Origin of the sequence: Methylocystis sp. JAN1, from assembly GCF_052186135.1 — a bacterium.
Classification (GTDB): Bacteria; Pseudomonadota; Alphaproteobacteria; order Rhizobiales; family Beijerinckiaceae; genus Methylocystis.
Genome location: NZ_CP181499.1, coordinates 2,612,664 through 2,630,674, shown reverse-complemented (window position 1 = coordinate 2,630,674; position 18,011 = coordinate 2,612,664). Strand labels below are relative to the sequence as shown.

Annotated in this window: 14 protein-coding genes and 3 tRNA genes; 9 read left to right on the top strand and 8 right to left on the bottom strand. The window is 63.6% G+C overall.

What is annotated here, in order from left to right; genetic code table 11:
- The first annotated feature begins 1 nt into the window (after position 1).
- The 8 genes from ACNHKD_RS12580 (at position 2) to ACNHKD_RS12545 (ending at position 11,230) form a co-directional block, all read left to right on the top strand.
- On the top strand, positions 2 to 2,164 hold the full coding sequence (locus ACNHKD_RS12580) for a DUF3141 domain-containing protein (protein ID WP_442753827.1): 2,163 nt from the start codon (positions 2 to 4) through the stop codon (positions 2,162 to 2,164).
- Positions 2,164 to 3,117: a phosphate acetyltransferase gene (locus tag ACNHKD_RS12575; RefSeq protein WP_442753826.1), complete on the top strand. Its 954-nt coding sequence runs from the start codon at positions 2,164 to 2,166 to the stop codon at positions 3,115 to 3,117. The genes ACNHKD_RS12580 and ACNHKD_RS12575 overlap by 1 nt, the downstream gene beginning before the upstream one ends.
- 8 nt (positions 3,118 to 3,125) lie before the next feature.
- Positions 3,126 to 3,905, top strand: coding sequence for an enoyl-ACP reductase FabI (gene fabI / locus ACNHKD_RS12570; protein WP_442756893.1), 780 nt, complete (start codon positions 3,126 to 3,128; stop codon positions 3,903 to 3,905).
- A gap of 181 nt (positions 3,906 to 4,086) precedes the next feature.
- The gene (locus ACNHKD_RS12565; protein WP_442753825.1) at positions 4,087 to 4,497 is read left to right on the top strand and encodes a hypothetical protein; all 411 of its coding nucleotides are present in this window, start codon (positions 4,087 to 4,089) and stop codon (positions 4,495 to 4,497) included.
- A gap of 136 nt (positions 4,498 to 4,633) precedes the next feature.
- Positions 4,634 to 5,647, top strand: a complete 1,014-nt coding sequence (locus ACNHKD_RS12560; RefSeq protein ID WP_442753824.1) for an HlyD family secretion protein — start codon at positions 4,634 to 4,636, stop codon at positions 5,645 to 5,647.
- Between the two features lie 22 nt (positions 5,648 to 5,669).
- Complete coding sequence (gene rbbA, locus ACNHKD_RS12555) at positions 5,670 to 8,465, top strand: ribosome-associated ATPase/putative transporter RbbA (RefSeq protein WP_442753823.1); 2,796 nt, start codon at positions 5,670 to 5,672, stop codon at positions 8,463 to 8,465.
- A 3-nt stretch (positions 8,466 to 8,468) separates the two neighbouring features.
- Complete coding sequence (locus ACNHKD_RS12550) at positions 8,469 to 9,593, top strand: ABC transporter permease (protein ID WP_442753822.1); 1,125 nt, start codon at positions 8,469 to 8,471, stop codon at positions 9,591 to 9,593.
- A gap of 56 nt (positions 9,594 to 9,649) precedes the next feature.
- Positions 9,650 to 11,230, top strand: a complete 1,581-nt coding sequence (locus tag ACNHKD_RS12545; protein WP_442753821.1) for an efflux transporter outer membrane subunit — start codon at positions 9,650 to 9,652, stop codon at positions 11,228 to 11,230.
- A 640-nt stretch (positions 11,231 to 11,870) separates the two neighbouring features.
- Here the strand turns inward: ACNHKD_RS12545 and ACNHKD_RS12540 are convergent.
- From ACNHKD_RS12540 to ubiG, 8 genes are all read right to left on the bottom strand, one after another.
- A tRNA-Thr gene (locus ACNHKD_RS12540) sits at positions 11,871 to 11,945 on the bottom strand.
- 9 nt (positions 11,946 to 11,954) lie between these two features.
- Positions 11,955 to 12,083: transfer RNA gene (locus tag ACNHKD_RS12535), tRNA-Ala, on the bottom strand.
- Between the two features lie 145 nt (positions 12,084 to 12,228).
- Positions 12,229 to 13,080, bottom strand: coding sequence for a 23S rRNA (guanosine(2251)-2'-O)-methyltransferase RlmB (gene rlmB, locus ACNHKD_RS12530; RefSeq protein ID WP_442753820.1), 852 nt, complete (start codon positions 13,078 to 13,080; stop codon positions 12,229 to 12,231).
- On the bottom strand, positions 13,077 to 13,943 hold the full coding sequence (locus ACNHKD_RS12525) for a 4-(cytidine 5'-diphospho)-2-C-methyl-D-erythritol kinase (RefSeq protein ID WP_442753819.1): 867 nt from the start codon (positions 13,941 to 13,943) through the stop codon (positions 13,077 to 13,079). The genes rlmB and ACNHKD_RS12525 overlap by 4 nt, the downstream gene beginning before the upstream one ends.
- Before the next feature lie 42 nt (positions 13,944 to 13,985).
- Positions 13,986 to 14,060 (bottom strand) — tRNA-Gly (locus ACNHKD_RS12520).
- A gap of 169 nt (positions 14,061 to 14,229) precedes the next feature.
- Positions 14,230 to 14,397 carry a hypothetical protein gene (locus ACNHKD_RS12515; protein WP_442753818.1) on the bottom strand — a complete coding sequence of 56 codons (168 nt, stop codon included), beginning with the start codon at positions 14,395 to 14,397 and terminating at the stop codon, positions 14,230 to 14,232.
- A 540-nt stretch (positions 14,398 to 14,937) separates the two neighbouring features.
- Positions 14,938 to 15,627, bottom strand: coding sequence for an invasion associated locus B family protein (locus ACNHKD_RS12510; protein WP_442753817.1), 690 nt, complete (start codon positions 15,625 to 15,627; stop codon positions 14,938 to 14,940).
- 166 nt (positions 15,628 to 15,793) lie between these two features.
- The gene (gene ubiG / locus ACNHKD_RS12505) at positions 15,794 to 16,567 is read right to left on the bottom strand and encodes a bifunctional 2-polyprenyl-6-hydroxyphenol methylase/3-demethylubiquinol 3-O-methyltransferase UbiG (protein ID WP_442753816.1); all 774 of its coding nucleotides are present in this window, start codon (positions 16,565 to 16,567) and stop codon (positions 15,794 to 15,796) included.
- 158 nt (positions 16,568 to 16,725) lie between these two features.
- Between ubiG and ACNHKD_RS12500 the strand changes: the two genes are divergently transcribed.
- Complete coding sequence (locus ACNHKD_RS12500; protein WP_442753815.1) at positions 16,726 to 17,964, top strand: aspartate kinase; 1,239 nt, start codon at positions 16,726 to 16,728, stop codon at positions 17,962 to 17,964.
- Positions 17,965 to 18,011: the final 47 nt, after the last annotated feature.

Here is an 18,011-nt window from a genome sequence, read left to right as displayed (position 1 = left end):
TATGGCCGAGACCGCCCCTTCCAACTTGTTATTTGATTATTGGCGCGACGCTTGTGAGCGTTCGATTCTTTTCCTGGACATCCTTCGGCGCCGAGGCAACGACTACCTTGAGCAGAGCGCGCGTATTGCGCCCAATGTTTTGAATTTCGAACCCGAAGTGATCGTTGACGGACGCACGCTGCGACGACCGGTCAATTACTGCCTCGTCCGTATCGTCCCGCCGGCTGACGTTACGATTGATTCCCAGAAAAGGCCTTTCATAATTTTCGACCCCCGCGCCGGTCACGGGCCGGGCATTGGCGGGATGAAGCACGACAGCGAAATCGGCGTCGCCCTGCGGGCGGGTCATCCTTGCTATTTCGTCGGCTTCCTGCCGCACCCGGTCACCGGCCAGACGATCGAAGACGTCTGCCGCGCGGAAGCGCAATTCGTCCGCAAGGTCATTGACCTGCACCCGAATGCCGAAGGCAAGCCCGTTCTCATCGGCAACTGCCAGGCGGGCTGGCAGATCATGATGATGGCAGCGCTCGAGCCCGACCTGCCGGGCCCCATCCTTATCGCCGGGACGCCGCTTTCCTATTGGGCCGGCGTGCGCGGCAAGTATCCGATGCGCTATCTCGGCGGGATGCTGGGCGGCACATGGCTCACCGAGCTGACGAGCGACCTCGGCGACGGCGTCTTCGACGGCGCCTGGTTGGTCTCGAACTTCGAGTCCAACAATCCGTCGAACACGCTCTGGACCAAGCAATACAACGTTTACTCAAAGGTCGATACGGAGGGGCCGCGCTATCTCGAATTCGAGAAATGGTGGGGCAACCCCGTGCTGCTCAATGGCGGGGAGATCCAGTTCATCGTTGACGAGCTCTTTGTCGGCAACCGTCTCACGGCCGGCGAGATCACAATGGGCGGCGATGTTGTCGACCTGCGCAAGATCAAATCCCCGATCATCGTGTTCTGCTCCTTTGGCGACGACATTACGCCGCCCCAGCAGGCGCTCGATTGGCTGCTCGATCTCTATAAGGATGCCGGCGACATTATCGCCAGCGGCCAGACGATCGCTTACTGCCTACATCCGAGCGTCGGGCATCTCGGCATCTTTGTCTCCGGGAAGGTCGCGAAGAAAGAACACGAAGAATTTGTCTTCAACATCGATCTGATCGACGTCATGCCGCCGGGCCTCTATGAGATCGTGCTGGCGGAAGCCGGCCCCTCGGCAACCCACGCAGAGCTGATCTCCGGCAAATATATTGCGAAGCTGGCGCCCCGCACGCTCGACGACATACGCGCGCTCGGTTGCAACGACGCCGCCGACGAGCGGCGCTTCGAGACGGTCGCGCGGGTTTCGGAGATCAACAAAGGGCTTTATGAGCGCTTTCTGCAGCCGGCCGTTCAGGCGGTTTCGACGCCCGCCACGGCCGAATTCTTCCGCGAGACGCATCTCAATCGCGTGGCGTTCCGCGCCTTCAGCGACCGCAATCCCGCCATGCGGGCTGTCGCCGCCGCGGCGGAAAAGATCAAGGCCAGCCGCCACCCCGTCGAGCCAAACAATCCCTATCTGACCTTCGAGAGGATGGCCTCCTCGTGGATCGTCACGAATCTCGACATCTTCGCCAAATGGCGGGAGGCTGCGACGGAAAATATCTTCCTGTCGGTCTACGGCACGCCATGGCTGCAGACCGCCGTCGGACTTGCCCCGGCAGGGTCGGAAGCGGAGGCGATCGCGATCGAGTCCCCCAAGGCGTCGGCGCTCATGGACGCGGCCATGTCGCGCGGCGGGCCGATCGAGGCCGGGCTGCGGGCGGTGCTTTACATCCAGGCTGGCGAAGGCGCCGACGAGCGTCATTTCAACGCGATCGAAGCGCTACGCAAGCGCGCGCCCGAAGGCGTGCAGGTGAGCAAGCGTGAACTCAAGGAGATGATGGGCGCGCAAGCCTCGTTGCTGCGCGCCGATTCCGCGGCCGCTCTCGACGGGATCTCGAAAATGTTGCCCAAAGACACAGAGCGCCGCGCGAGGCTGCTCGCCACGGTCTATGACGTCGCGACAGCCGACGGCGCCCTTCCGCCTGACCAGATGATGCGCTTCGATCGCGTCAAGGAAGCATTCGGCCTCGCGGATGGGCGCATCGGCGCCCTTGCCGACCTCACGACAAGCAAGGTGGCCTGATGAAGTCAGCGCGCCAACCCCAGGCCCATGAAAAATATGACCGGCTGATCGAAGCCGCGGCGGGCGCCGGTCCCATCGCAACCGCTATCGCCCATCCCTGCGACGAGGTCTCGCTCAAGGGCGCATTGGAGGCCGCGCGGCTCAAGCTGGTCGAGCCCATCTTGGTCGGTCCGGCGGCGCGCATTCGGGAGGTCGCCGCCCAGTGCGGCGTCGACATCGGCGCCGCCACGCTTGTCGACGCCGCGCATAGCCACGAGGCGGCGGCCAAGGCCGTCGAGCTTGTCCGTAACGGCGAGGCGGAAGCGCTGATGAAGGGCAGCCTGCACACGGACGAGGTGATGTCCGCCGTCGTCGCGCGCGAGACAGGCATTCGCACCTCGCGCCGCATCAGCCACTGCTTCGTCATGGACGTGCCGGACCACCCCGACCCGCTCATCATCACAGACGCGGCTGTGAATATCGCACCCACGCTCGAAGACAAAGTCGACATCGTGCAAAACGCCGTCGATCTTGCCCATGCGCTGAGGTTTCCCGAAGTGCGCGTCGCCGTGCTCTCGGCGATGGAGACGGTCAATCCCAAGGTGCAATCGTCGATGGACGCGGCCATGCTCAGCAAGATGGCCGACCGGGGCCAGATCACCGGCGCCTTTGTCGACGGCCCACTTGCGCTCGACAATGCGATCGATGAGGAAGCGGCGGCCACGAAGAAAATCATCTCACCGGTCGCCGGCAAAGCCAATGTGCTGGTCGTTCCCGATCTCGAAGCCGGCAACATGCTGGCGAAGAGCCTCACCTTCCTCGCTGGCGCGGACAGCGCGGGCGTCGTGCTCGGCGCGCGCGTTCCGATCATCCTCACGAGCCGCGCCGACTCCCTCATTGCGCGACTCGCCTCCTGCGCGGTGGCGGCCCTACTCGCCAAAGCGCGCCGGGATGCGGCGGCGAAACGGAGTTGAACGCAGCCATGGAGACGGAAGTCGCGCAGGTTCTCGCCGGCAAAAAGGCGCTCGTTGTCGGCATCGCAAATGATCAGTCGATTGCTTATGGCTGCGCAAAGGCCTTTCGCGCCGCTGGGGCCGACCTCGCCGTCACCTGGCTGAACGACAAGGCGCGGCCGCATGTCGAACCGCTTGCGAAGGAGGTCGGCGCCGAAATTGTTGCGCCGCTCGACGTGACAAGGCCCGGCGAGCTTGAGGCCGTCTTCGATCTCGTTTCAGAACGATGGGGCCGGCTCGACATTCTCGTCCATTCCATCGCCTTCGCGCCGAAGGAAGATCTTCAGGGCGGGTTGCTCGACTGCTCGGCGGAGGGTTTCGCGAAGGCGATGGACATATCGTGCCATTCCTTCATCCGCATGGCCCGCCTCGCGGCGCCGTTGATGGCGGAGGGCGGCGCGATGTTCGCGATGAGCTATCTCGGCGCCGAACGCGTCGTGCCCAATTACAATGTCATGGGGCCGGTAAAGGCGGCGCTGGAGTCGGCGTGCCGCTATCTGGCTTATGAACTCGGACCCAAAGGCATTCGCGTCCACCCCATCTCGCCGGGTCCGCTGAACACGCGCGCCGCCTCCGGATTGAAGGACTTCAACCTGATGCTCAACGAAGCGGCCTCTAAGGCCCCACTCGGGGAGTTGATCGACATCATGGATGTGGGCTGGACTTGCGCCTATCTGGCGACGCCCTTCGCCCACAGGCTCACGGGCGACACGGTCTATGTCGACAGCGGCGCAAGCATCGTGGCCTGACGGGAGAGAGCATGTCCGCCATCGCCGTCGTCAACGCCGGGTCCTCGAGCGTCAAATTCGCGATCTTCGACGCTGGGGAAACGGCGGCGCTCAGACTCAAGGGTCTCATCGAGGGCATCGGCGCGACGCCTCGTGCGAAGCTGTCCGGCCCCTGCTCGCAGATCATCCGCAGGTCCCGCAGGTGGTCTGCTTCGACACGGCGTTTCACACGAGCCAGCCTCCCATCGCACAGGCGTTCGCTATCGCGCACAAATATTCCGAGGCCGGCGTTCGGCGGTTTGGCTTCCACGGCATTTCGTATGAATATGTCGCCGGCAGGGTGGAGGAGATCGCACCGGACATCGCCGAGGGCCGCATCATCGTCGCCTATCTCGGCAATGGCGCGAGCCTTTGCGCCATGCAAAACGGCAAGAGCGTTGCAAGCACCATGGGCTTCACCGCGGCCGACGGCCTTGTGATGATGGACGATCAGGCCAATCGCGTCGCAGACATAAAGATCTCTACATCTAACTCGACCGTAGACGTTTACGTCATCCCCACGAATGAGGAATTGGAGATCGCGCAAAGCGCGTGGCGCACGATTTTTTCATGATCGAAGAGTCCCGGAAATCTTGTAAAAGACCTTCCTTGGGTGCGCACAGGCCGAGCCGATTAATGTTAACCTATCGTTAACATCGCGAATCACCACGCTTTCGGTCTTGCGTGACGACCTCGGGGAAAAGGCTCTGATGGCGGGAAGAACTACACTGTTGATCGCCGCGGCCGTCGTCGGAGTCGGGGCCTTCTTCGGCTACCAGTACTGGCGGGATAAGCAGAATGCGCTGCCCGCCGGCATCGCCTCGGGCAATGGGCGCCTCGAAGCCAAGCTTGTCGACATCGCGCCGAAGGAGTCGCTGCGCGTCAAGCAGATTTTCTTCGAGGAAGGCGATCTCGTGAAGCCGGGCGACGTCGTGGTGCAGATGGACACCAATACGCTCCAGGCGCAGCTCGAAGAAGCCAAGCTGAACGTCGTCGCCACGCAGGAGAAAGAGGCGGTCGCCAAGGCGACCATCGCCCGCAGCAAGGCGCAGATCGATCTCGCCAAGGTCGAAGTCAATCGCAGCAAAAATCTCGTGGCTCAACGCGCCGGTTCCCAGCGCGAGCTCGATGTGCGCAACACGACGCTGAAAACGACTTCCGCCGCGCTTCAGGAAGAGGAAGCGAAGCTGCGGACGATTCAGCAAGAGGTGAATGTCGCGAAGGCGAAGGTCGCGACGATCCAGACGCGCATAGACGATGCGACCCTGCGCTCGCCCATTCTCGGCCGCGTGCTCTACAAGCTCGCCGAGGTCGGGGAAGTGCTGGCGGCCGGCGGCAAGGCGATGACGCTCGTCAATCTCGAAGACGTCTATATGGAGATCTTCCTTCCCGCCGCCGACGCTGCGAAGGTGAAGCTTGGCGCGGATGCGCGCATCGTCGGCGACCATATGCCGGGCCGCGCGGTCCCGGGCGTCGTCAGCTTTGTTTCGCCCGAGGCGCAATTTACGCCCAAGCAGGTCGAGACGAAAAGCGAGCGCGAAAAGCTGATGTTTCGCGTAAAGATCAAGGTGCCCGAAAAGACCGTCAGCGCCTATATCGACTACATCAAGACCGGCGTGCGCGGTGTCGGCTATGTGAAGCTCGATCCCGCTGTCGAGTGGCCAGCCTTCCTCCAGAGCGCCGTTCCGCCTTCGGGTGCTGCCGGCAAGGACGCTCAGCATTGACGCGCGCGAAGGCTCGCAGACCATGAGCGGGGAGCCGCTACAGGCTACGCGACCGGCGGAGCAGGGCGCTTCGGGGCGCGCGCCTGTTGTATCGGTTTCGAGCGTCACCCATCGCTACGGGGACGCCATTGCGGTGGACGATTTGTCCCTCGACATCCCGGCCGGAATTATGGTCGGCATCATCGGTCCGGACGGCGTCGGCAAATCCACCCTGATGGCGCTCATCGCGGGCTCCAAGAAAATCCAGCAGGGCAAGGTGATCGCGCTAGGCGGCGATATGGCCGACGCCCGTCATCGCCGCGACGCCTGTCCGCGTATCGCCTATATGCCGCAGGGCTTGGGCAAGAATCTCTATTTCGAGCTGAGCGTCCAGGAAAACGTCGACTTCATGGCGCGGCTCTTTGGGCTTTCGGCCGCCGAGCGGCCGGCGAAGGTGAAGGAGCTGCTGGACGCCACAGGTCTCGGCCCCTTTCCCGGCCGCCCCGCCGGGAAGCTTTCCGGCGGCATGAAGCAGAAGGTCGGTCTCTGCGGCGCGCTGGTGCACGAGCCGGACCTGCTCATTCTCGACGAACCGACGACAGGCGTCGACCCGCTGTCCCGGCGCCAGTTCTGGACGCTGATCGACGACATCCGCGCCGACCGGCCGAGCATGAGCGTCATCATCTCGACGGCCTATATGGACGAAGCCCAGCAGTGGGACTGGATCGTCGCGATGGACGCCGGCAAGGTGCTCGCGACCGGCACGCCTGCGGAGCTGATGGCGCGCACCGGAACGAGCGATCTCGAAAAATGCTTCATCCAGCTCCTGCCGGAGGAGAAGCGCACGGGTCACGTCGATCTCACTATTCCGCCCCGGCCCGAGGGCAAGAAAGAAATCGCCATCGACGCGAAGGGCCTCACCCGCCGCTTCGGCGATTTCGTCGCGGTTGACCATGTGACGCTGACCATCGAACGCGGCGAGATCTTCGGCTTCCTCGGCTCGAATGGCTGCGGCAAGTCGACGACGATGAAAATGCTCACTGGCCTGCTGCCGCCGACGGAAGGTTCGGCGACGCTGTTCGGCCAGTCGGTCGAGGCTGGCAGCATCGAGGTGCGCAACAATATCGGCTATATGACGCAGGCCTTCTCGCTTTACGGCGAGCTGACCGTGCGCCAGAACCTGGTGCTCGACGCGCGGCTCTATCATATCGAGCCCAAGAAGGCGCAGGAGCGTATCGACCAGCTCGTCGAGAAATTCGGCCTCGGCCCCTATATGGATGCGCTGGCTGGCGATCTGCCCATGGGCCTGCGCCAGCGCCTCTCGCTCGCCGTCGCCGTGCTTCATGACCCGCCGCTGCTCATTCTCGACGAGCCGACTTCGGGCGTCGATCCGGTCGCGCGCGACAGTTTCTGGGAATTGCTGATCGACCTGTCGCGCAATCAGGGCGTCACGATCTTCGTCACCACCCACTTCATGAACGAGGCGATGCGCTGCGACCGCATCTCGCTCATGAACGCCGGCAGGGTGCTCGCCTGCGACGACCCGCAGAAGCTCATCGCGGCGCGCGGCGCCGCGACGCTGGAAGAGGCCTTCATCGGCTATATGGAGGACGCGATCGGCGCCTCCGCCGCCGGCAAGACCGAGGAAGCCGCCCAGGCGGCGGCCGACAAGGCGCTCGCAAAGCCGGAGCCCAAGCATCTCTCCGGCATAGCGCTTCGCATCGGGCGCATGCTCGCCTACAGCGCCAATGAGGCGATGCAGATCCTGCGCGATCCCGTGCGCCTCGCTTTCGCCTTTGTCGGCTCCGCCGTTCTCATGCTCGTCTTCGGCTTCGGCATCACGACCGACGTCGAGCATGTGCGTTACGCGACCTTCGACCAGGATCAATCCCCGGAAAGTCGCGCCTATCTCGAGCAATTCGCTGGGACGCCGCGCTATTTTCTAGAGACAAGGCCGATCAGCTCGGCCGAAGACGCGCTCCGGCGGCTGCAATCGGACGAAATTTCCCTCGTCGTCGAAATCCCGCCGAGTTTCGGTCGCGACCTTCTGAAGAACGCCCGCCCGGAGGTTTCGGCGCAGGTCGACGGCGCCAACACCTTCCGCGGCGAGACCGTCTCGCAATATGTGCAGGGCGTCCAGGACAAAGCCTTGCAGGATCCGTCCAACGGCCTGGATCTGAAGCCGCCCAAATACCGAGCGAATTTCCAAGACCGTTACATGTATAATCCGACGTTCGAGAGCGTCTATGCGATGGTTCCGAGCGTTCCGCCCATCCTGCTGATCCTGATCCCGGCGATTCTCATGGCGATCAGCGTCGTGCGCGAGAAGGAGCTGGGTTCGATCATCAATTTTTACGTCACGCCGACAGGGCGATTGGAATATTTGCTCGGCAAGCAGCTTCCCTATATCGCCATCGGCATGCTGAACTATTTCATCCTCGTCGCGATGGCGGTGGTGGTGTTCGGCATTCCGATCAAGGGGAGCTTTCTGATGCTCACCCTCATCACCCTGCTTTACGTAACGACGACCACGGGCCTCGGCCTCGTCATCTCCACCTTCGTGTCGAGCCAGGTCGCCGCCGTTTTCATCACGGCGATCATCACGCTTGTGCCGACGATCCAGTTCTCCGGCCTGTTGCAGCCTGTCTCGACGCTCGCGGGGCGCGCCAAATTCGTCGGCACCATCTGGCCGACGACCTATTACATGCATGCGAGCAAGGGCGCCTTCACCAAGGGGCTCGGCGCCGATCTTCTCCTGCAGGACGTGATCTTCCTCGCCTGCTGCGTTCCCGTGCTCTGGGCCGTCAGCACGCTCGCGCTCCGGAAGCAGGAGAAATAGGCGATGAAGTCCCTGCTCAACATTTTCTGGCTCGGCATAAAGGAGCTGCGCAGTCTTGGCAGCGACCTTGTGATGATGTTCTTCGTCGCCTACGCCTTCACCGGCACGATCTATATTCAGGCGACCGGCACGTCGAGCGAGGTCAACAACGCCTCGATCGCCTTTGTCGACGAGGATCATTCCTCACTCTCGAAAGAGCTGATCAACGCCTTCTATCCGCCCCGCTTTCAGGAGCCGGAACTGATTGACGCCTCCGAGGTGGAGACGGCGATGGACGAGGGACGCTTCATGTTCGTCGTCGCCATCCCGCCGCGCTTCGAGTCGGATCTGCGCGAGGGGCGCCACCCGGACATTCAGCTCAGCATCGACGCGACCGCCATGCAGCAGGCGGCGATCGGCGCTGGCTATATCAAGAACATCATCAATCAGCGCGTGACCTCTTTCTTCAGCCGCGCGAGCGGCGCCACAGAGCAGCCGGTCAATCTCGTCATCCGCCGGCTTTTCAACCCGAATGGCGTCACCTCCTGGTTCGCGAGCGTGGTCGGCATCATTAATCAGGTGACGATGCTCACCATTATTCTGACCGGCGCAGCCGTCATTCGCGAACGCGAGCACGGCACGCTGGAGCATTTGCTCGTGATGCCGCTGTCGGCCTTCGAGATCGCCATGGCGAAGGTCTGGGCGAACAGCCTCGTCATCCTGCTCGCGACGGCGGCCTCGCTCTATCTCATCGTCATGAAGGCGCTGGAAGTGCCCTTCGCCGGCTCCGTCCTGCTCTGGTTCGCCGGCGTCCTTCTCTATCTCTTCTTCGCCACGGCGCTCGGCATCTTCCTTGGCACCATCTCGCAATCCATGGCGCAATTCGCGCTGCTGATCATTCTGGTGGTCGTGGTGCTGCAGCTTCTCTCCGGCGGCAATACGCCGGTCGAGAGCCAGCCGATCTGGCTGCAATATATGACCTTCTTCCTGCCGTCGCGGCACTTCGTCAGCTTCTCGCAGAAAATCATCTATCGCGGCGGCGGCATCGAGGCCGTCTGGCCGCAATTCGCCATGGTCGCGGCCATCGGCCTCGCTTTCTTCAGCTACAGCCTTTCGCTGTTCCGTAAATCCATCGCGGTGACCAAATAATGCGCGCGCTTCTTTTGAATGCCCTCTGCAAAAGAAAGCAGAAAGGCGCCTTGCCGTTGCTTGGCCTGACGTTCGCCCTGGGCGGGTGCGCGGTTGGTCCGGATTTCCAGCCCCCAGAGGCTGCCGTCCAGGACAATTGGATCGAGAAAGGCGACAAGCGCGTCTCCAACAAGGAGATCAAGAGCGAGTGGTGGCGAACCTTTCGTGATCCGACGCTAGACCGGCTTGTCCATGCCGCGGCGGAACAGAACCTGCCCGTGCAGATTGCCGGCCTGCGCATTCTCGAGGCTCGTGCGCAGCTCGGAATTGCGATCGGGCAGCTCTTCCCGCAGGATCAGGCCGGCTCTGGCGCCGCGACATGGAACAAGATCAGCGAGCAGGCGGCAAACAAGGCCAATCTGCCGAAGCACGCATTCGCCGATTATTCGATCGGCTTCGACGCGACCTGGGAGGTCGATTTCTGGGGACGCTACCGCCGCGGCGTCGAGGCGGCCGACGCCAGTATGATGCGCACGATCGCGGACTACGACAACGCGCTCGTGTCGCTGACGGCGGAAGTCGCGCGCACCTATGTCGTGATCCGCACTTTCGAGGTTCTGCTCGAGATCGCGCGTGAGAACGTGCGGCTGCAAGAGGACGGCTTGCAGATCGCCGAGGCGCGCTTCCGCGCGGGCGCAACCTCCGAACTCGACGTGGCGCAACAAAAGGCCCTTCTGCAAAACACAATCGCCTCTATTCCCGATCTGCAGACAGGCTTGCAGCAGGCCAAGAACGCGCTCAGCGTGCTCCTAGGGCAGCCGCCAGGAGGCATCGACAAACTGCTGCGCGGAGCCCGCAAGATCCCGAGCGCTTCACCCCGGGTGAGCGTCGGGGTCCCGGCCGAATTGCTGCGTCGCCGTCCGGACATTCGCGCCGCCGAGATGAATGCGGCGGCTGAGAGCGCCCGTATCGGCATTGCGGAATCGGACCTCTATCCGCGCTTCTTCCTTTTCGGCGACATCGGCGTACAGGCCTCCGATCTCGGCAAGATATTCGCCCCCGGAAGTCTGTTCCTGACGGCGGGCCCGAGCTTCCGTTGGTCGATTCTCAATTACGGACGCATCGCCAACAACATCCGCGCCCAGGACGCGCGCTTGCAAGAGGCTCTGGTCAATTACCAGGACGTCGTGATCCGAGCGGCGCGGGAATCAGAGGATGCGCTCATCGCCTTCCTCAAGGGGCAGCAGCGCGCCGCAGCCTTGCAGAAGTCGGTCGAGGCCGCCCGGCGCGCGGTCGAGCTTTCGTTCATCCAATATCGGGAAGGCGCCGAAAACTTCCAACGCGTGCTGGACGCGCAGACACGCCTTCTCGACGAACGCAACCGCTTGGCGGAGACGCGCTCGTCCATCGCGACCAACCTTGTCGCGCTCTACAAGGCGCTTGGCGGCGGTTGGGAAATCCGCAAAGGCAAGCCGATCGTGCCTGAGGTCATGCAGGCGGGCATGATGAACCGCACCGACTGGGGCAATCTGCTGCCCGCGCAAACCCCGCCGGCCGCCGCCGATCTGCCCTTGCCAACGCCGGCAGGAGAAACGCCGCTGTTGTTGCCGCCGGATTTCGAGGCCGCGCCCATGCCGCCCGGAAGGCCGGCGAATTAGAGATGCGATTAAAGGAGGATGGTCTGCATGGAAAGCCGAGCTTCCTCCCCTTCAAGTCGCTCTCTACGCAACATCAGCGGCGAGTCGTCATCGGGACCAGAAAGCCGTTGCTGCTCGATCATAAACCCAGAGCCGGCGCCGGCGCTCAATGCTCGCTCAATAACAGGTAACGACGTTGTCATAGAATACGTATCCGGGGCCTGCCCACCCGTCGCACAACCAACGATATCTTGGAGTGAGGCGGCATCTCAGGAAGCCGCCGGCTCTTCCGGCGCCGTTGAGGTACACGACGCGGGTGTTAACCGGCTGCAGGACCGGATAGGAGCAGCCGATTTGCGTCCCCGCCGTAGTTGGCGGCGCTACTCCCGTGGCCAAGGCCACTATCAACGCAAGCCTTCTGAGCATGTCGTCGCCGCCTCCAAGCAGAAACGCCTTGTCCGAAGCAATGGTTCCCGTTCCCCGCGGTTAGCTGCGGGTAAGGGCGTCGCTGATAGGGCTGCGGCGCCGTTTCCTTCATCCGAGTCTGAAAAGGAGCGTGTCGTGGAAACGCCAATATTTAGTTAACCATGCTGAAGCGCCATCGGATTTCCGCTGATCGCCGAAAGCTTCGATCTCCGATCCGGCCGCGATGAAGGAATTATGGTGCCGGCGGAGAGGATCGAACTCCCGACCTTCGGTTTACAAAACCGCTGCACTACCGCTGTGCTACGCCGGCTCCTATGGACACCGATTCCGGCGCCTATTCGGTACCTGTTCAGATCGAGCGAACACTAAGCGCATGATCCGATTCTCTTTTTGACTCCGAGGCCCTCCGATTGCAAATCAGTTGCTCTACCAGCTGAGCTAAACCGGCGCGCCCTCGCTCCAACTAATCGTCCAAGGCGCGGACGAGGTCAATCCTTTGCGGTGCGAGCAGCGTCTCGGTTTGAATTTCCGCCTCCGAACCACACACGCAATGGCCGCGCTTGGAGAGCAGACGATGGGAAGGTGGCGTGAGGTTACCCGGCGCGCAGGCGCATGTGGATGACGCTGAGCGTTGCGGCGCAAGCGTTTGAGACGTTGAGGCTCTTGATCGGGCCGGGGAGGTCCAGGCGGGCGACAAGGTCGCAGCGCTCGCGGGTAAGGCGGCGCAGGCCCTTGCCCTCGGCGCCGAGCACCAGCGCGAGGGGTCTTGAAAGCGGGATCGTCTCGATCGGCTCCGCGCCCTCCGAATCGAGTCCGAGCACGCCGTAGCCGCGCGCGCGCAGTTCGTCCAGGGTGCGGGCGAGATTGACGACCGAGACGATCGTCACATGCTCCAGCGCGCCGGAGGCGGCCTTGGCCAGCACGCCGGTGAATTCCGGACTGTGGCGCTCGGTCACGATCAGCGCGTCGACGCCGAAAGCGCAGGCCGTGCGCAGGATGGCCCCGACATTGTGGGGATCGGTGATCTGATCGAGTGCGAGCACCACGCCGCTCTTCGACTCGATATCGCCAATATCGGCTTCGGGCAGGGGGCGCGCTTCGAGCAGCAGGCCCTGATGCACCGCCTCCTCGCCCAGATGGCGGGCGAGGTCGCGGGGATCGACGAGGCGGGGTTCGAGCCCGGCGGCGTGGGCGAGATCGGCGATCCGGGGCAGGGCGGTGTCGGTTGCGTAGAGCGCGAGGAGCTTGCGGCGCCCGCCTTTCAGCGCCTCCCTGACGGCGTGTGCGCCATAGAGCGTGACGACCTCCGGCGAGGGCGCGCGGAAGGGGCTTTTCGGCGCGTCGCCTCGCACGCGCGGCTCATGCGGCGTTGCGCCTTTGGGTCTTTCCCTTGGGCGGTCGTCGCGGCGGCGCGGCTGATCTTTCGGCGGGGGCCGGCGGCTCATCGTAACGCCGCCGTCTTCACCCACCATTCGGGGTGTTGCATCCGGATGGCTCGCGCGGCCTTCGCGGCGGCGGCGGTCGTCGAGAAGATCGCGAAACACGTCGCGCCGGATCCCGACATGCGCGCGAGCTTGCAGCCCTTGGCGGCGCGCAGCACCGAAAGAACGTCCACGATGACGGGCGCCTGCAGGCAGGCGGCGTCCTCCAGGTCGTTGCGACCCTTCGCCAGCAGGGCGAGCAATTCGACCGACGGCGCCCCGCTGCCGATCGCCGGGAGCCGTTCGGCGGCCACGCGTTCGCCCGGCTGCAATCCGAGGCGCTGAAAAACCGGGCGCGTCTCCACCGGCACGCCGGGATTGATGAGCACCGCCGGCAGCAGCGGCAGGCGCAGGACGGGGCCAAGCGTCTCCCCGGCGCCGCGCATGACGCGCGCGCGGCCGGAAAGGCAAACCGGCACGTCGGCCCCCGTGACGCGCGCGGCGTCGAACAGGCGCGGATCGTCGGCGTCGATATTGTTCGCCCGGGCGAGCAGGCGCAGCGCCGCGGCCGCGTCGGATGAGCCGCCGCCAATTCCCGCAGCCACCGGGAGGCGCTTGACGAGGCGGAAGGCGCCCAGCGCGAGGCCGTCGATTCGTTCGGCGAGCTGTCGCGCGGCGCGCAGAACCAGATTGTCGCCGCCGGCGCCGGCCGCCGTTGCGGTAGGGCCGGAGATATCGAGCGAGAGGGCAGGGCCCGGAATGAGGGAGAGCGTGTCGCCCGCGCCGCTGAAGGCGACGAGACTTTCGAGTTCGTGATAGCCGTCTGCACGGCGTCCAAGAATATGGAGTGTGAGATTTATTTTCGCGGGGGCGCGCGTGACCAGCATCGAACCCCGACCTCCGCTTTAGGGTTATCGCGGAGCTTCATTTGGAGCGGGCGAAGGGATTCGAACCCTCGACCCCAACCTTGGCAAGGTTGTGCTCTACCCCTGAGCTACACCCGCATCCGTTTGCTTCAGCTTGGCTTTCGCCATTTGGCTCGCGCCGCCGTCGCTGCAGCCTTATGCAACAATCGATCTGGCTTTGCAACAGGCGATCCGACGAAATTCGCCAGGCCTGTGGATTTCGGCGTTCCGGGCGGATCGGATCCCGGAACGCCGCGGCGTTTCCGCCTTACTGGATCATGCGCGCGGTCGAGCCGGTGTTGCCCGTGATGTTGGCGCTGTCGGGCGAAATCCACTCCGGCACCCAGGTTAGCGCAACAATCACAAAGCCCACGAAGCCCGCAATATAGAGCAGGATTTTGCCGAGCTCGCCGCCGCCATGAACATTAACAGCCATGTTTCCCTCCCATTTCTTTTAGTTGAGACGAGGCCTTTCTATTAGCCTATTGCGCCAGACAAGGCAAATATAAAAGCACCAGAAGAGGAATTTTGTACGTACAAATCGGAATGGATCTAGTATTAAGTCATTTTTCTCGCTGAACTGGTTCAATATTCATCACAAATAAGCTTGCAATACACATTGGCGCGGCCGATAAGGCTCGACCGCCTGGCGGCGGCCGAGTCTCACAACGTCGACGAGAGATGAGAGCGACGGCCTGGCGCCTGTTTTGGCCTCTCAGGCCCAAGCCATCGCTCGCCAACAAGGCAACAGGGGGGAAGCCGTCGTTGACGGTCGCAATTTGCCGGGAGAGTGCGCCGTTCGAAAAGGACCACTCGGGCGAGAGGTTGTGGTACTTTTACTTGGAGCCATCAGATTTATACTGACTGGCTCCAATTTTAGCTCCCCTGCGGCCGCGCGGAAGGGCGAAAACGAAACGCCCGCGCCGGGGGGCGCGGGCGATGCAGGCGGGGTTGGCCGAAATGATTCCGGCGCAGGCTACTTACATTCCTGCGCGACGCGCGCGAGGGCGTCCGACAATCCCTTCAGCGTATAAGTGTCGGTCGTCGAAGTTCCCTTGGACGACGACGCCTTGACGATAAGTTTCGAGCCGCCGCGCAGGGCGCCGACGAATTCCTTTTCCTTGGACTGGTCCTTCACCCAGGCGTTCTGGCCCTTGGTGACGAGTTCCCAGCCGTCGCCGTCGATCTCGGCGGTCGCAGCGGAGCCATCCTTGGTTCCGTAGCCGAGATTGATGGCGACTTCGTTGCGGACGCCGTCGCCGGGCCGTGACGAGATGAAGACATAGGCCGACGTATCCTTCAGCTTCGCCTTGGGCTCGCGGCTCTTGGGCTGGCCGAGCGCGTAGCATGTCTTGTCCTTGCCGCCCTGCGCCAGATAGGCGCCCCATTCGCCATAGGTTCCGAGCTGCTCGGGCTTGCCGCCGCCGCCATTCCTGTCGGCCTTGTCGGTTTTGCCGGCCTTCTTGCCCTTCTTGTCGGCGGCGGCGTCCGGCGCGGGCGCTTCCTCGGCGGCGGGCTTGTCCTTCGCGTCTTTCTTGTCTTTCGCCGCGGGCTTCTCCTTGGCGAGGGCGGGCGCCGGCGCGCCGACGAATGCGAGCGCGAGCGACAGGCCGAGAAGCGCGAACGCGCGGGCGAGGGCGGATGGGAGCGGCGATTCGTTGATCATCGCCGAAAGTCTAATGAGCGCTCATGGCGCGAACAAGAGCTTGTCGTCGCACGCGCCGGTCGCGGGGGGCGATCAAGAACCAATTGCGAGGAGCGTGAGAAGCAATCCGGCGCCGTATGAGCGCCCCTGGATTGCTTCGCGCGCCGCTCGCAATGACGAGCTCCGGTCATCCGTCCTTCTTGGCGGCCATGAGGTAGTTCACGTCCGTGTCGTGGCTCTTGCGCCAGGCGCGGGTGAGAGGCAGAAAGCTCATGCCAGCCCGGTCGATCTCGCGCATGCCGGCCTTGCGCAGCCAGCCGGAGAGTTCGTCCGGACGGATGAATTTGTTGTGGTCGTGCGTGCCTTTCGGCACCCAGCCCAGCACATATTCCGCGCCGACGATCGCGAAGAGATAGCTCTTCATGGTGCGGTCGATCGTGGCCAAAAAGAGCAGGCCGCCCGGCCGCACGAGGCGTGAGAGCAGCTTGACGAAGTCGCTCGGACCTTCGACATGTTCGATCACTTCGAGCGCCGCGACCGCGTCGAACTGCTCGCCTGTTTCGGCGAGCGCCTCGGCGGTGATGTTTCGATAGTCGATGGAAAGGCCCATCTTCTCCGCGTGGCGGCTCGCCACGGCGATATTATTGGGGGCGGGGTCAACGCCCGTCACCGTCGCGCCGAGTCCCGCGAGGGACTCGCTGAGAATGCCGCCGCCGCACCCAATGTCGGCGATGCGCATCCCCTCCAGCGGCCGTTCGGGCGATTCGTTGAGCGCGCTCATGTCGCCTTTGAGGAAGCGGCGGACATGGTCGCGAATATAGGTGACGCGGATGGGGTTGATCTCATGGAGGATCCCCATCTTGCCCTGCTTGTCCCACCAAAGCTCGCCGAGGCGGTTGAAGCGTGCGACGTCCTCGGGGTTGACGCTGGCGGAATGGGGGGGAGTCGCGTCTTGTGACACTGAGAACCTCTTTTCGCGTCGGGTCTTCGCCGCCGTAACTAAGGCGGCCTGCGCCGTTGACAGGGGGCGGGGCGCGGTCACATATACGCGCGCTTTTGGCGGGACGCGAGTGGGCGGCCCGCCGACTGTCGACTGCCTACTGCCCAACACCGGTCCTCATGTCACGCCTGGTCATGAAATTCGGCGGCACGTCCGTCGCCAATATCGAGCGCATCCGCAATGTGGCGCGCCATGTGAAGCGCGAAGTCGACGCTGGCCGGGAGGTCGCGGTCGTCGTTTCCGCCATGGCCGGCAAGACGAACGAGCTCGTCGCCTGGTGCAAGGAGGCCGCGCCGCTCTACAGCCAGGTGGAATATGACGCCGTGGTCGCCTCGGGCGAGCAGGTGACGGCCGGCCTTCTCGCCATCGCCTTGCAGCAGATCGGCATTCCGGCGCGCTCCTGGCTCGGCTGGCAGATCCCGATCCGCACCAGCGACGCCCATGGCTCGGCCCGCATCGAGTCCATCGACGGCGAGGGCGTCATCGACGGTTTCAAGCGCGGCGAGGTCGCCGTGGTCGCGGGTTTTCAGGGCGTTCACGCGGAGACGGGCCACATCACGACGCTTGGCCGCGGCGGCTCGGATACGAGCGCGGTGGCGCTCGCGGCGGCGGTCAAGGCCGATCGCTGCGACATCTATACGGACGTCGACGGCGTCTACACGACCGATCCGCGCATCCTGAGCGAGGGCAAGGCGCGGCGCATGGAGCGCATCGCTTTCGAGGAAATGCTGGAGATGGCGTCGCTCGGCGCCAAGGTCCTGCAGGTTCGTTCGGTCGAGGTGGCGATGGTGCACGGGGTGCCGACCTATGTGCGCTCTTCCTTCGATGATCCGGCCAATCCGGGCGAGGGAACGCTGATCTGCAACGAGGAGGACATTGTGGAAGCCCAGGTCGTCACAGGCATCGCCTTCTCCCGCGACGAAGCGCAGATCACGTTGCGACACGTCGCCGACAAGCCCGGCGTCGCGGCGGCCGTCTTCATGCCGCTCGCCGAAGCCGGCATCAATGTCGACATGATCGTGCAGGTCGTCTCGCAGGAAGGCATGACCGACATGACCTTCACGGTGGGCAAGGCCGACTATGACCGCGCGACGGCGATCGTCGAGAAGGTGAAGGGCGATATCGGCTTTACGAGCATGGAAGGCGCCAAGGACGTGGCCAAGGTCTCGGCCATCGGCATCGGCATGCGCAGCCATGCCGGCGTCGCCGCGCGCGGCTTCCGGGCGCTCGCCGAAAAGGGCGTGAACATCCGCGCCATCACGACGTCCGAGATCAAGTTCTCGGTGCTGATCGACGAAGCTTACACGGAGCTTGCTGTCCGCACGCTGCATTCGCTCTACGGACTGGACGCGGCGTAAGCGGCCGCGCGTTAATTTTCGCAAACTTGGCTTGACGGCCAGGGCCA